The 13,472-nt window shown below is 73.6% G+C and carries 11 protein-coding genes and 1 pseudogene; 5 read left to right on the forward strand and 7 right to left on the reverse strand.

The features are described from left to right. Nucleotides 1-22 precede the first annotated feature (22 nt). Nucleotides 23-952, forward strand: coding sequence for an NAD-dependent epimerase/dehydratase family protein (locus RM779_RS11370; protein ID WP_077059144.1), 930 nt, complete (start codon nt 23-25; stop codon nt 950-952). Between the two features lie 119 nt (nt 953-1,071). Further along, the gene (gene moeZ / locus RM779_RS11375; RefSeq protein ID WP_311617559.1) at nt 1,072-2,250 is read left to right on the forward strand and encodes an adenylyltransferase/sulfurtransferase MoeZ; all 1,179 of its coding nucleotides are present in this window, start codon (nt 1,072-1,074) and stop codon (nt 2,248-2,250) included. A gap of 26 nt (nt 2,251-2,276) precedes the next feature. Here the strand turns inward: moeZ and RM779_RS11380 are convergent. Continuing rightward, nucleotides 2,277-3,920, reverse strand: a pseudogene (locus tag RM779_RS11380) (alpha/beta hydrolase); the annotation flags it as partial. Between the two features lie 156 nt (nt 3,921-4,076). On the opposite strand from RM779_RS11380, the gene RM779_RS11385 reads away from it, so the two are divergent. The 3 genes from RM779_RS11385 to RM779_RS11395 all read left to right on the forward strand — a co-directional run bounded on the left by RM779_RS11385 (nt 4,077) and on the right by RM779_RS11395 (nt 6,266). Beyond that, nucleotides 4,077-4,991 carry an alpha/beta fold hydrolase gene (locus tag RM779_RS11385; protein ID WP_311617560.1) on the forward strand — a complete coding sequence of 305 codons (915 nt, stop codon included), beginning with the start codon at nt 4,077-4,079 and terminating at the stop codon, nt 4,989-4,991. 31 nt (nt 4,992-5,022) lie between these two features. After that, nucleotides 5,023-5,511, forward strand: a complete 489-nt coding sequence (locus RM779_RS11390) for a MarR family winged helix-turn-helix transcriptional regulator (protein WP_311617561.1) — start codon at nt 5,023-5,025, stop codon at nt 5,509-5,511. Nucleotides 5,512-5,678: 167 nt separating this feature from the next. Continuing rightward, nucleotides 5,679-6,266, forward strand: a complete 588-nt coding sequence (locus RM779_RS11395; RefSeq protein WP_311617562.1) for a TIGR03618 family F420-dependent PPOX class oxidoreductase — start codon at nt 5,679-5,681, stop codon at nt 6,264-6,266. Here RM779_RS11395 and RM779_RS11400 read toward each other — a convergent pair. The 6 genes from RM779_RS11400 to RM779_RS11425 form a co-directional block, all read right to left on the reverse strand. Further along, the gene (locus RM779_RS11400) at nt 6,230-6,895 is read right to left on the reverse strand and encodes an O-methyltransferase (protein ID WP_311617563.1); all 666 of its coding nucleotides are present in this window, start codon (nt 6,893-6,895) and stop codon (nt 6,230-6,232) included. The genes RM779_RS11395 and RM779_RS11400 overlap by 37 nt on opposite strands. A 24-nt stretch (nt 6,896-6,919) precedes the next feature. Next, nucleotides 6,920-8,602, reverse strand: coding sequence for an alpha/beta hydrolase (locus RM779_RS11405; protein ID WP_311617564.1), 1,683 nt, complete (start codon nt 8,600-8,602; stop codon nt 6,920-6,922). A 76-nt stretch (nt 8,603-8,678) separates the two neighbouring features. After that, the gene (locus RM779_RS11410; protein ID WP_311617565.1) at nt 8,679-9,491 is read right to left on the reverse strand and encodes an ABC transporter permease; all 813 of its coding nucleotides are present in this window, start codon (nt 9,489-9,491) and stop codon (nt 8,679-8,681) included. After that, on the reverse strand, nt 9,488-9,892 hold the full coding sequence (locus RM779_RS11415; protein ID WP_077059136.1) for a TOBE domain-containing protein: 405 nt from the start codon (nt 9,890-9,892) through the stop codon (nt 9,488-9,490). Before RM779_RS11415 ends, RM779_RS11410 begins: the two co-directional genes overlap by 4 nt. A gap of 82 nt (nt 9,893-9,974) precedes the next feature. Then, on the reverse strand, nt 9,975-10,580 hold the full coding sequence (locus tag RM779_RS11420; RefSeq protein WP_311617566.1) for a class I SAM-dependent methyltransferase: 606 nt from the start codon (nt 10,578-10,580) through the stop codon (nt 9,975-9,977). A 186-nt stretch (nt 10,581-10,766) separates the two neighbouring features. After that, nucleotides 10,767-13,457, reverse strand: a complete 2,691-nt coding sequence (locus tag RM779_RS11425; protein ID WP_311617567.1) for a lysylphosphatidylglycerol synthase transmembrane domain-containing protein — start codon at nt 13,455-13,457, stop codon at nt 10,767-10,769. Nucleotides 13,458-13,472 lie beyond the last annotated feature (15 nt).

Below are 13,472 nucleotides of genomic sequence, written 5' to 3' on the forward strand. Positions count from 1 at the left end.
CATCCACCGGGGAGGCCGTCCGATGAGGGTGCTGCTGCTCGGCGCCGGCGGGTACCTGGGCCGGTTCGTGGCGGACCGGCTGCTCGCCGACCCCGCGGTCCAGCTCACCGCGCTGGGCCGCGGCGACGACGCGGACGTCCGTTTCGATCTCTCCACCGGCAGCCCGGGGGCGCTGACGCGTTTCCTCGATGCCGTGCACCCGGGCGTCGTGGTCAACTGCGCCGGGGCGATCCGCGGCACGGCCAGCGAGCTGACCAGGCACAACACTGTCGCCACGGCGACCCTGTGCGAGTCGCTGCGGCGCAGCGGCTGCCGCGCGAGGCTGGTGCACCTCGGCTGCGCCGCCGAGTACGGCCCCTCGCAGAACGGCTCCTCGATCGCCGAGGACGCCATCGCCCGGCCGGGCGGCCCGTACGGCGTGAGCAAGCTGGCGGCGACCGAGCTGGTGCTCGGCTCCGGCCTGGACGCCATCGTGCTGCGCGTCTTCTCGCCGACGGGGCCGGGCACCCCGGCCGGTTCGCCGCTCGGCCGGCTGGCCGATTCGCTGCGGCGGGCGATGCAGCACGGCGACAGCGAGCTGAAGCTCGGCGGCCTCGCCGTGCAACGCGACTTCGTCGACGTGCGCGACGTGGCCAGGGCGGTGCACGCGGCGACGCTCTCGGCGGCGCAGGGCGTGGTCAACATCGGCACCGGGCACGCGGTGCGGCTGCGCGAGGCGGCGTCCGCGCTGGCGCGGATCTCCGGATACAGCGGCACGCTGCACGAGCTGGAGGGCCCGCCCATTCCGCGGCAGCACGCCGAGGGCCCGCCGGTCCTGCCCTATCCGGACGGCTGCGGCGCCTGGCAGCAGGCCGATGTGCGCACGGCGCGGGACCGGCTCGGCTGGCGGGCCAGGATCGGTCTTGAGGAGTCGCTCGCCGATATCTGGATGGAGGCCGCCTGCCGGATGTGACCTCGCGGAAGGCGCGTCGGCCGGGGATGCTCGGAGTGTGGAACAGGTGTCTCGGAATGGGACCGTTCGTGGCAGTGTTGAAGCGAGAACGACTGTCCCTATGACCCTACGGAGTCACCGTGTCGCTGCCACCCCTGGTAGAGCCGGCCGCCGAGCTCACCGTCGACGAGGTCCGCAGGTATTCGCGTCACCTGATCATCCCGGACGTCGGGATGGCCGGGCAGAAGCGGCTGAAGAACGCCAAGGTGCTGTGCGTGGGCGCGGGCGGCCTGGGGTCGCCCGCGCTCATGTACCTCGCCGCGGCCGGGGTGGGCACCCTGGGCATCGTGGAGTTCGACGAGGTCGACGAGTCCAACCTCCAGCGGCAGATCATCCACAGCCAGGCCGACATCGGGAAGTCCAAGGCGCTCTCCGCCAAGGAGACGGTCCAGGGCATCAACCCGTACGTCGAGGTGATCCTGCACGAGGAGCGGCTCGACTCCGGCAACGTGATGGAGATGTTCGCGCGGTACGACCTGATCGTCGACGGCACGGACAACTTCGCGACGCGCTACCTGGTCAACGACGCGTGCGTGCTGCTCGGCAAGCCGTACGTGTGGGGTTCCATCTACCGTTTCGACGGCCAGGCTTCGGTCTTCTGGTCAGAGCACGGACCGTGCTACCGCTGCCTGTACCCGGAGCCGCCGCCGCCCGGCATGGTGCCGTCCTGCGCCGAGGGCGGCGTGCTCGGCGTGCTGTGCGCGTCCATCGGGTCCATCCAGGTCACCGAGGCGATCAAGGTGCTGACCGGCACCGGCGACCCGCTGGTCGGCCGGCTGATGATCTATGACGCCCTGGAGATGACCTACCGGCAGGTCAAGGTCCGCAAGGACCCGGACTGCGCGATCTGCGGGGACAACCCGACCGTCACCGAGCTGATCGACTACGAGGCGTTCTGCGGCGTCGTCTCGGACGAGGCGCAGGCGGCGGCGAAGGAGGCGACGATCACTCCGGCGCAGCTGAAGGAGTGGATCGACGGCGAGGAGAAGATCGACATCATCGACGTCAGGGAGCCGAACGAGTACGAGATCGTCTCGATCCCCGGCGCGCGGCTGATCCCGAAGAACGAGTTCCTGATGGGCAGCGCGCTGAGCGAGCTGCCGCAGGACCGGCGGATCGTCCTGCATTGCAAGACGGGTGTCCGCTCCGCGGAAGTGCTGGCCGTGCTGAAGAACGCCGGGTTCGCCGACGCCGTGCACGTCGGCGGCGGGGTCATCGGCTGGGTCAACCAGATCGAGCCGGACAAGCCCGTGTACTGACGCACGGAGAACCGGCCTTCACGGCGGCGGCAGGTCGTGCCGTCCCCGGGCACGGTGCCCGCGAGCAGGTAGCGTTCGACGGCTTCGGTGACGCAGGTGTTGCCGCTGGAGTGGGCGCCGTGGCCCTCGCCGTCGTAGGTGAGCAGCACCGCGGTGTCCTCGCCGAGGGCCTGCCGCATGCGTTCGGCGCCGACGTAGGGCGTGGCGGGGTCGCCGGTCGTGCCGAGCAGCAGGATGGGGCCCGCGCCGGGGGCCGAGACCTCGGGCCGGTCCTGGGCACCCGTCACCGGCCAGTCGGCGCAGGCCATCAGCGACCAGACCAGCGTCTCGCCGAAGACGGGCGAGGCGGCGGCGAACTCCGCTTGGTGCGCGTGCACGTCCTCAAGGGTGGGGCGGGAGGCGAAGTCCGCGCAGTTGATGGCGTTGTTCGCGGCGTGGATGTTGCGGTAACGGCCTTGGGAGTCGCGGCCGTTGTACTGTTCGGCCGCGGCGAGGAGCAGATCCCCGCGGTCCTCGTCGAGCGCCTGGCGCAGGGCGTCGGTGAGGTAGGGCCAGGAGCCCTGCGAGTAGAGCGCGGACAACAGGGCGGTCGTCGCGAGACCGACGGTGAGGTCGCGTCCCGTGGCGGTCGGCAGCGGGCGTTCGCGCAGGCCGTCGAGGAGGCCGGTCAGGATGTCGTGGCCGAAGGACCCGCCGACGCCGGTCGGGCAGCGCGGCTTCTCGGCGCAGTCGGCGAGGTAGTTGTCCAGGGCCAGTTGGAAGCCCTCGGCCTGGAGCAGGGCCCGTTCGGTGAGGTCCCGCGTCGGGTCGACGACGGCGTCGAGGACGGTGCGGCCGACGCGGTCGGGGAAGAGGTGGGCGTGCACGGCGCCGAGCTTGGTGCCGTAGGAGATGCCGACGTAGTGCAGGCGGCTGTCGCCGAGGGTGTGCCGCAGGAGGTCGAGGTCGCGGGCGGCGTCCACCGTGGTGACGTGCGGCAGCAGCGCGCCCGCGTTGGCCTCGCAGTCCTGCGCGTACTCCCGGCTGTCCGCGAGGAACCGCTGCTCCTCGGCCGCCGTCCGCGGCGGCCCGTGATCCGTTTGCGCGGCGGCGTCCAGCTCCGCGCCGGACCGGCACACCACGCCGTCGCTCTCGCCGGTGCCGCGCGGGTCGAAGCTGACGAGGTCGTAGCCGGCGCGCAGCGCCTCGTAGCGGTCGGCGGCGTGGGGGAGTGCGGCGACCCCGGAGCCGCCGGGCCCGCCGAAGTTGAACACGAGTGATCCGATCCGGTCCGCCGACGCCAGGGAACGGGCACGCACCAGGGCGATCTCGATCGTTTCGCCGTTGTCCGGGGCGGTGTAGTCGAGGGGGACGAGGAGGTCGGCGCACTCCCAGGCGTCGCCCGGCGGGTCGCCCCCGCCCTGGAGCGCGCTCGGCGCGGGGCATGCGGACCAGTCGAGCGTCTGCTCGGTGAACGTGGCGGGCAGCTCCGGCAGTTCGTCCGGGGAGGCGTCGGCGGGCGAGGGAACGTTCGGCTCCGGCGCGCTGGTTTCCGCGTCCGCGCCGCCGCTCGCGCCGTCCGCACCGGCCGTGTCCTCCGCGCCGCCGCTGCACGCCGCGACGGCCGTCGCCAGGACCACGGCGGCGGACACGGACACGGCAACGGCCCGTATGCCCCCTGCCTTACGCATCGAAGTGCCCCTCCACGCCGCGCCCGCTTTCCCCTGGCAGGCTACCCTCGCCTTCGCGCCCGGCCCACACGGTGCCCACACGGTGCCTGCCGCGCCATGGCGGCGGGGCCGGGCGGACGGCCGGGGCGGACGGGGAGGGCAAGGAACATGCCGGACGTGAACGTGAACGTGAGCGCGAACGCGGACGTGGACGCGGGCGAGCGGATCGTCGCGGTGGACGGAGCGGAGCTGTGCGTCCAGGCGTTCGGCGCCCCCGGCGATCCGCCGCTGCTGCTGATCGCCGGGGCGAGCGAGTCCATGGACTGGTGGGACGACGAGCTGTGCGCGCTGCTCGCGGCCGGGGGCCGCCGGGTGATCCGTTACGACAACAGGGACACGGGCCGTTCGGTGTTCTCGCCGATGGGCGCGCCGGGCTACGACCTCGACGACCTGGTCGCCGACGCGGTCGGCGTGCTCGACGCGTTCGGGGTGCCGCGGGCGCACGTGATGGGTTTCTCGCTGGGCGGGCTGCTGGCGCAGCGGCTGGCCGTCCACCACGCGGCGCGGGTGGGGTCGGTGACGCTGGTCGGCACCACTCCCGACGGCCCCGGTCTGTCCGGCCCGCCGTCCATGGACGGGCGGCAGGCCGCCGCGGGGCAGCCGCGCCCGCTGCCGGACTGGTCGGACCCGGTGGCGGTCACGGAGTATCTGGTGACCGGCAGGCAGCCGTTCGCGGGGACGCGCGGGTACGACGAGGAGCGGTTGCGGGCGGTCGTCGGGCGGGCCGTCGCCAGGACGCGGAGCATGCCGACCTCTCTGGTCAACCACTGGCTGGTGGACAACGGCACGCCGGTCCGCCCGCGGCTCGGCGGGGTGGCGGCGCCGGCGCTGGTGGTGCACGGGACGGAGGACCCGCTGTTCCCGTTCGGGGATGCCGAGGCGCTGGCGGCCGCGATCCCGGGCGCCGCGCTGCTGCCGGTGGAGGGCGCGGGCCACCAGGTGCCGCCGCGGTGGGCGTGGGACTGGTTCGTGCCCGCGGTGCTGCGGCACACCGCCTCCGGGACGGGAACGAACGTGACGGTTGGCGGATAATCCGCCACGGTCTGATTGTTACGCTGGCGGCATGACCGCGATGGCGCCCCGACGCGAAGAAGCCGACCTCTCGTTCCTGCTCGACCACACCGGTCACGTGCTGCGGACCCGCATGGCCGCCGCGCTCGCCGCTATCGGGCTGACCGCGCGGATGCACTGCGTGCTGGTGCACGCGCTCCAGGAGGAGCGGACGCAGATCCAGCTCGCCGAGATCGGCGATATGGACAAGACCACGATGGTCGCCACGGTGGACGCACTGGAGGAGGCGGGCCTGGCCGAGCGGCGCCCGTCGAGCCGGGACCGGCGGGCGCGGGTCGTCTCCGTGACCGAGGAGGGGGCGCGGGTCGCCGAGCGGAGTCAGCGGATCGTCGACGGGGTGCACGCCGAGGTGCTGTCCGTGCTGCCGGCCGGCGAGCGGGAGGTTTTCCTCAGCGTCATGAACCGGCTGGTCAGCGGCCCGTTGGCGACGCAGGCCGAGTCCGGGGCGCCGGTGCGGAGGGCGCGGCAGCGGACGAAGTAGCGCGCGGGGCAGCAGGTGGGTCCGAAAGGTATCGTCTGTAACGAAACCATCTGCTACGGTCTCTCTCGTGGTTCCCCGTGACCAGGAGAGCCCCGTGCCCGCCGCGGGCGACGGCCCCGCCACCCCGCCGCCTGAGCACCTCCAGCACAGCAAGGAAAGGCACGCCCATGAACGCCACCCCCCGCACCGCCGCGACCGGAACGCCGTCCGCCGGAACGCCGTCCGCCGGAAAGCCCGCGGCCGGGCCGCCGCCCCGCCCGCTCGCCGACGCGGCCCTGTCGGGGCTGCTGGCCGGGCAGCGGTTCGGCGTGCTGGCGAGCGTCTCGCGCGACGGCCACCCGCACCTCACCACCGTCGCCTACGCCTGGGACCCCGCCACGCGCACGCTCCGCATCTCCAGCACGGCGGACCGCGTCAAGGCCAGGCAGCTGCGCCACGACCCGCGCGCCGCGCTCCACGTGCGCGGCCCCGACGTCTGGTCCTTCGCCGTCGCCGAGGGCGAGGCGGAGGTCTCCGAGGCCACCGCCGCACCGGGCGACGCGGTCGGCCGCGAACTGCTCGGCGTCCTCCCCGCACCGGAGGGCCAGGCCGCGGAGGCCGCGTTCCTCGCACAGCTCGTGGCCGAACGGCGCGTGGTCATCAGGCTCCGCGTCACGCGCCTGTACGGCGCGGCCCTCGACGTGCCGGGCGCCGTCCCGCCCGCCGCGGAGGACCCGGCTCAGGGATCGACCAGCGCGAGGGTGAACCCGTCGTAGCCCTTGCTGCCGACGGTCTGGATCGCGGTGGCGGTCAGCCGGGGGTCAGCGGCGAGCAGCTCGGTGAAGCGCCGGGTGCCGCGGACGCTCGGGTCGGCGCTGTCCGCGTGCACGACGTTCCCGGCGCGCACCACATTGTCGAAGACGAGCACGCTGCCGGGACGGGAAAGCTCCACCGCCCAGGCCAGATAGTCCGGGTTGCTCGGCTTGTCGGCGTCCACGAAGATCAGGTCGAACGGGCCCTCCGTGGTCAGCGCGGGCAGCGTGTCGAGGGCGCGGCCGACCCGGATGTCCACGACGTCGGAGAGCCCGGCGCGTGCGACGTTCACCCGGGCGACCTCCGCGTGCAGCTGCTCGGCCTCCAGCGTGATCAGCCGCCCGCCGGGCGGCAGCGCGCGGGCCAGCCAGATGGCGCTGTAGCCGCCGAGGGTGCCGATCTCCAGAATGGTGCGGGCGCCGTGGATGCGGGCCAGCAGGTGCAGCAGCTTGCCCTGGCCCGGCGTCACGTTGATGGCCGGCAGGCCGGCGGAGTCACTCGCCGCGAGGGCGGCCTCCAGGACGGGGTCTGCCGGAATGAGCAGGCCCGAGAAATAGTCGTCGACCTCGGTCCACAGGTGGCTTTCGGACATGCGGTGTACCTACCCCGAACGATCTCAGCCGCACGTCGTCCCATCATCGGGCACATCGCCCCGCAGCAGATAGCCGTCGACGGCCGAACGGACGCACTCGTTCCCGCTGTTGTAGGCGCCGTGCCCCTCGCCCTCGTAGGTCAGCTCCACCCCCACGCCGTCGCCGAGCGCCTCCTTCATGTTGCGCGTTCCCTCGTACGGCGTGGCCGGGTCGCCGGTGGTGCCGACGAGGAGGATCGGCCCCGCGCCCTCGGCTGCCACGTCCGGGTGCTTCCGCCGGCCGTCGACGGGCCAGTGCGCGCAGGTCAGCAGGCCCCAGGCCATCGGCGGGCCGAAGATCTCCGAGGTGTCCTCGAACTCGCCGAGCACCTCCCGCACGTCCCGCACGGAATACCGTTCGCTGGAGTCGGCGCAGCTGATCGCGGTGAGTGAGGACTGGAGCGTGCTGTACGTGCCGTCCGGGTTGCGGCCGTTCATCGAGTCGCCGAGGGCGAGCAGCACGGTGCCGTCCGGGTGCTCCCGGTCCAGGGCGTCGTCGAGGCCCTGGCTGAGGTACGGCCAGAAGTCTTCCGAGTAAAGCGCCTGGGCGACCCCGCCCCAGGCCAGCGACTGGGTCAGCCGGCGCCCGTCGGGGTCCTGGGTGCGCAGCGGGCGTTCCGCCAGCCGGTCGAGGAGGCGGGCCAGGCGGTCCTCCGCCTCGTCGCGGTCCTCGCCCAGCGGGCAGTCCTCGCCCTCGGTGCAGTGGTCCAGGTAGTTGCCGAGGGCCAGTTGGAAGCCCTCGGTCTGGCCGGTGGCGCCGTCCCTCGTGGTGCCAGAGGGGTCGACGACGGCGTCGAAGACGGCGCGGCCCACGCGCCGCGGGAAGAGGTGCGCGTAGACGCCGCCCAGTTCGGTGCCGTAGGAGATGCCGAAGTAGTACAGCTTGTCGTCGCCGAGCACGTGCCGCATCAGGTCGAGGTCGCGCGCGGTCGCCGTGGTGGTGAGGTGCGGGAGGAGATCGCCCGCCGCCTCCTCGCAGCCGTCGGCGAATTCCTTGAGCCGCTCGTTGAACTGCCGCCGCTCGCCCGCGTCGTCGGGCACCGGGTCGGCCGCGAAGTAGGCGTCGAGCCCGGCGGAGTCGAGGCAGGACACGCCCTCGGACTCGCCGACTCCGCGCGGGTCGAAGCTGACGAGGTCGAACCGCTTGTGCAGGTCCGCGTAGTCCTGCCCGAACGCGGGGAGCGTGACGACGCCGGAGCCGCCGGGACCGCCGAAGTTGAAGATCAGCGAGCCGACGCGGTCGTCGCCGCGGGCCCGCGTCCTGGCCCGGATGAGGGAGATGCCGAGGGTCTCCCCTTCCGGATCGGCGTAGTCGAGCGGCGCGGTCATCGTGGCGCACTCCCACTCGGCGCCGTCCGGCAGCGGACTGGGGGACATCTGGTCGTCGCCCTGGGCCGGTTCCGGCTCGGCGCAGGCCGCCCAGTCGAGGGACTGCCCGGTGAGCGCGTCCGGCAGGTCGTCCGTGTCCCGGGCGTCGCTCACCGCCGCGGCGGCCGTGCGCCGCGCGGTCTCCGCGGCGCTTCCCGGCGTGGCCGCGCAGCCGGTGGCGGCCAGGGCCGCGGCGAGCAGCGCGGCGGCCAGGGCGCGGGAACGGGACGCGGTGCGGGACGCGGTGGGGGACGCGGTGGGGGACGCGGTGCGGGCGGACCGCCGCCTGGCTCGGGTCATGTGCGGGGGCCTCCATCGGTCGCTCCGACAGGCTCATCGTGGACCCGTCCGGCGGAGCGCCGCACCCCCGGCGGGGTCATCCGGGTGACGTGTGCCCCGGCCTGAGCCACCGGCCGCGCAGCGCGATCAGCACCGCGGCGGCGATGGCGAGCAGCAGCAGAGACACGGCGGTGGCGCCCGCCGGGTCCTCCTGGAGCAGCAGGTAGACCTTCAGCGGCAGCGTCTGGGTGACCCCGGGCAGGTTGCCCGCGAACGTGATGGTCGCGCCGAACTCGCCGAGCGCCCGCGCCCAGGTCAGCGCGGCGCCCGCGGCCAGGGCCGGCCCCACCATCGGCAGCGTGACCAGGTGCAGGGTGCGCAGCGGCCCGGCGCCCATCGTGGCGGCGGCCTCCTCGAAGTGCGGGTCGAGGCCGGTCAGCGCGCCCTCCAGGCTGACGACGAGGAAGGGCATCGACACGAAGACGGCCGCGACGACCGCGCCCGCGGTCGTGAACGGCCAGGTGACGCCCACCGATTCGAGGGGCCCGCCGAGCAGGCCGCGGCGGCCGAACCCCTGGAAGAGGGCCACGCCTGCGACGGTGGGCGGCAGCACCATGGGCAGGATCACCAGGCTGCGCACGAGCGTCCGGCCGCGGAAGTCGGTGCGCGCCAGCAGCCAGGCCAGCGGCACGCCGAGGACGAGCGAGACCAGCAGGGCCCACCCCGAGACCGTCAGCGACAGCCGCAGCGCCTCGGTGACCGCGGGTGAGGTGAGCCGCGCGCCCAGGTCCGACCAGGGCGCGTCGGCGACGATCCCGAGCAGCGGAACGGCGAGGAACGCGACGCCTCCCGCGGCCGGCAGGACCAGGACGAGCGGTGGGCGGCCCGACCGGGCGCCGCGGCCGGTCATGCCAGGTCGACGTGGACGCTGGTGGCCTTCACCCGCGCCACGGCCTCCATGCCGACGGCGAGGCCGAGTTCCTCCACGGCTTCCCGGGTCAGCAGCGACACCAGCCGGTGCGGGCCGGCCTGGATCTCCACCTGCGCGGCGACGTCGCCGAGCCGAACGGCCGTGATGATGCCGGGGAAGGCGTTGCGGGCGCTGGTGTACGGCTCGCCCTGCTCGCCCGTGCCCGGCGCCGCCCCGGCGGCGAGCGCCACCGCGAACGCCGCGAGGTCGGCGCCGCCGATCTGCCGCTTGCCGGCCTCGTCCCGCCGCGTCGGCAGCCGCCCGGCGTCCGCCCACCGGCGTACGGTGTCGGCGCTGACGCCGAGCAGCCGGGCCGCCCGGCCGATGCTGTACTCCTGCATGTGCGGGACACTACGGCCGCCGGACCCGCAGCAGCAAGGTGGATCGCCTCTTCCGGCTCGTAGGCGCGAGCACGTCCGGCGTTCACGTCAGGCGTCGTGCTCGCAGAACGGTGTCGTGGGTGTGGTGCGTGCCGGCGGGGGCCTGGGCGGTGCGGGGGCGGCTCTCGTTGATCAGGACCTGCCAGGCGGGGCCGAGGAGTGGGGCGATGTCGTCGGGCTGGTAGTAGTCGGCGGGGTCGAAGCCCTCCTCCTGGTGCTGGGCCAGGTCCGCGGGGGAGTGGGTGGCGAAGAGCAGCGTGCCGCCGGGGGCGACCGCGGCCAGCAGGCCGCGCAGCGCCGCGTGGTCCGGCCGGCGGCGGAGCGGGAAGTACTGGCTGGACACCAGGTCGAAGGCGCCCGCCGGGGGCGGCGTGGCGGTGAGGTCGGCCCGCGTCCAGGTCACACGTTCCCCGATGCCGGCGGTGGCCGTGGCGGCGGCGCGTCGCAGGGCGACCTCGGAGACGTCGACCGCGGTGACCTGCCAGCCACGCCGGGCCAGCCAGCGCGCGTCGGCGCCTTCGCCGCATCCGACGTCGAGCGCTCGCCCCGGCGGCAGGCCGTCGGCCTCGGCGACGAGCACTCCGTTGGGGTTGCCGCTGAATACCTGGTCGCGGCTGCGGTACATGTCGTCCCAGCGCTGGACATCCATGGCGCTCAGTCCTCTCGTCCCGTCGGTTCCCGGTTCCCGGTTCCCGGTTCCCGGTCACCGGCGATCACCGGCGATCACCGGCGATCACCGGCATCACGCCAAGGTGCGCCCATATCGGCAGGCGGGCAAAGTCTGTTGCGGAAAGCGCAAAGCGCGGCACGCGCCGCGGACGCGACAGGGCCCCAGCTAGATCGCTTCCTTGCGGGTCAGTTGCGTGAACGCCAGCCAGCCCGGCAGTACCGGGAGCCAGAAGGTCATCAGCCGGAACAGCAGCACAGCGCCGAGCGCCGCGTCCGAGGGCACGTTGAACGCGCTCACCAGCAGGCCCGTCAGCGTGAACTCGATCGCGCCGACGCCGCCCGGTGTCGGGGCCGCGGAGCCCAGCGCGTTCCCCGCGAGATAGACCACGGCGATGACGGGCAGGCTCAGCTCCTCGCCGAACGCCCGCAGCGACGCGTCCAGGCACAGCACGAACGCCAGCGACATCAGCATCATCCCGCCGATGCCGCTGAGCAGCTTCTTCGGTCGCTGCACCACGTCCAGCATCCGCGGCAGCACCCCGGCGAACAGGCTGCGGACCCGCTCCGAGATGGTCTTGCGCAGCCGCGGCACGGCCGTGACGACCAGGATGGCGACCGCGACCGTCAGCAGCCCGGCGATCACCGTGCGGGAGGGCGAGAGCGGTGGCGCGTGCTCGGTGCCGGTCAGGTAGCCGAACGCCAGCAGCAGCACGACGTGGCTGGCGAGCCCGAACAGCTGCGCGGCGCCGACGCTCGCGACCGCGTGCCCCGGCCGCAGGCCCTGCCGTTGCAGGAAGCGGGCGTTCAGCGCGGCCCCGCCGATCGCGGCCGGCGCGACCAGCTTCACGAACGAGCCCGCGACCTGCGCCAGCACGGTTCTGCGGTAGGCGACCTTCTCCGGCACGAAGCCGAGCAGGCTCAGCGCCGCGGCGAAGTACGTCAGTGCGGAGAAGCCCGCCGCGACCAGCACCCAGCCCCAGTTGGCGTTCTCCCAGACCCGCTGGAACTCCGGGTTGATCAGCTGCGAGATCAGGAAGTAGGCCGCGAACACCGCCGCGATGATGCTGATGAGGGTGCGCGGCCTGATCCGTTCGATGCGGGCCGGCTCTATCGGCGCCTGCGGCCGGATCAGCAGCACCTGCTGGCGGATCAGCGACAGCAGGTCCTCCTCCCGCGCGTTCTCCAGCGCCGCGTCCATCACCTGCTTCTCGGCCTGCTTGGCCGCCTTCACCGCCTTGCGGTCGGCGTCGTCCGGCAGGCCGCCGCGCGCCTCGCGGTAGGTGCGGGTGGCGTCGAGCACCGCCTGCCGCTCCCGCTGCGCCCGCTCCCTCGCCAGCTGGCGCAGCGCGGCGCGCGTCGTGCGGCTGAGCGCGATCGGCTGGAGCAGCGGCAGGCTGTCCGCCACCGCGTCCGGGCCGAGCACGGCCACCGCGGCGGCCACCGCCCGTTCCGCGCCGACCCGCAGGCCGAACGTGATCAGCAGCTGGGCCACGTCCATGCGCAGCAGCAGGTCGCCCGCCGCGATCTCGCCGCCGCGCAGGTGCGTCAGGTAGACCGTGCCCTCCCGGTCCACCAGCAGTGAACGGCCGTCCAGTCTGCGGTGCGCGATCCGGCGCGACTGGAGCGCGGTCACCTGCCCCCAGGCGCGCTCCATCAGCTCGTCGGTGATCTCGTCGTCCGGCAGCGAGTCCAGGTCCCGGCCGCCGATGTGCTCGTAGACGAGCATCACCGCGTCGGGCCCCAGCTCCGAGGTCGCGATCAGCTTCGGCGCGTTCGCCCCGGCGGCGATGGCCGCGTAGGCCAGCAGCGCCTCCTGCTCCAGCGCCTGCCGCAGCGAGGGCAGGCTGTGGCGCTGGGTGATGCCGCGCAGCGCGAGCCGCCGCCACATGCGGTAGAAGAAGCCCTGCGCCTGCTGGGCCCGGTCCACCACCGTCACGTCCAGCGGGGGCCCGGACTCCAGCGTGACGAGGTAGCGGCGCGTGGCCTCGGCCTGCTCGCCGCGCTCCTGCCCGTCCCGTTCGCCAGGGGCCTCCGCGCGCAGCGCGCTGATCGGCCGGAAGCCGACGTTCCGCAGGCCGGCGAGGAGTTGCTGCCCGGTGGGCCGCACATTGGGCGAACCCACCGCGTACAGCGTGCCGTAGGCGATGGTCCAGCCGATGAGGACGGTCACGATGATGGAGAACGGTGTGGTGTAGCCGGCCACCAGCACGGCGGTGGCGTCCAGCACCAGCACCGACCACATGGCCAGCCGCCACTTGGGCCGGTGCGTCATCCCGACGGCCGTGGCGTAGGCGATGACCGGCGCGAGGTAGTCGTGCACCGGCTCCGTCAGCCCGCCGCCGGGCGCGTCCCTGGTCAGCGCGTTCTGCACGGATTCGGGGGAGACCCGCACGACCCAGAGGCTGAACGTGAGGGTGACGCCGTGCGCGAGCACCGCGGCGAGCACGCCGTCGGCGATGCGCAGGCCGTCCCGTTTCATCAGGCGTTCGATCGCGAACGCGACGGGCACGATGAGCACGGCGACGCTCGACGCGAAACCGGCGAAGTTGATCAGCAGCGAGGGCGCCTGCTCCGCGCCCTTGTCGACGTCCTGCTCGATGCCCTCGGTGGTGCCGATGGCGAACGTGGCGAGCGCGAGGACGAGGCCGATGCCCAGCAGCCCCAGCAGGACCCGCAGCAGGTCACCCGGCCGGTGGACGCGTGCCGCGAGGATCGGCTCGTCGACCTCCAGCTGGCCGGAACGGGTCGGGTCGGCGCGCAGCAGCGCGTCGAGCGGCGGCTCGGGCGCCGGCTCCTCGTGCCGCTCACCCGGCCGTTCGCCCGGCCGCTGTGCCCGTTCTTCTTCGCCCCGTATCACTGGTCGCTTCCCCGG

The organism is Streptomyces johnsoniae (assembly GCF_031845565.1).
Classification (GTDB): domain Bacteria; phylum Actinomycetota; class Actinomycetes; order Streptomycetales; family Streptomycetaceae; genus Streptomyces; species Streptomyces johnsoniae.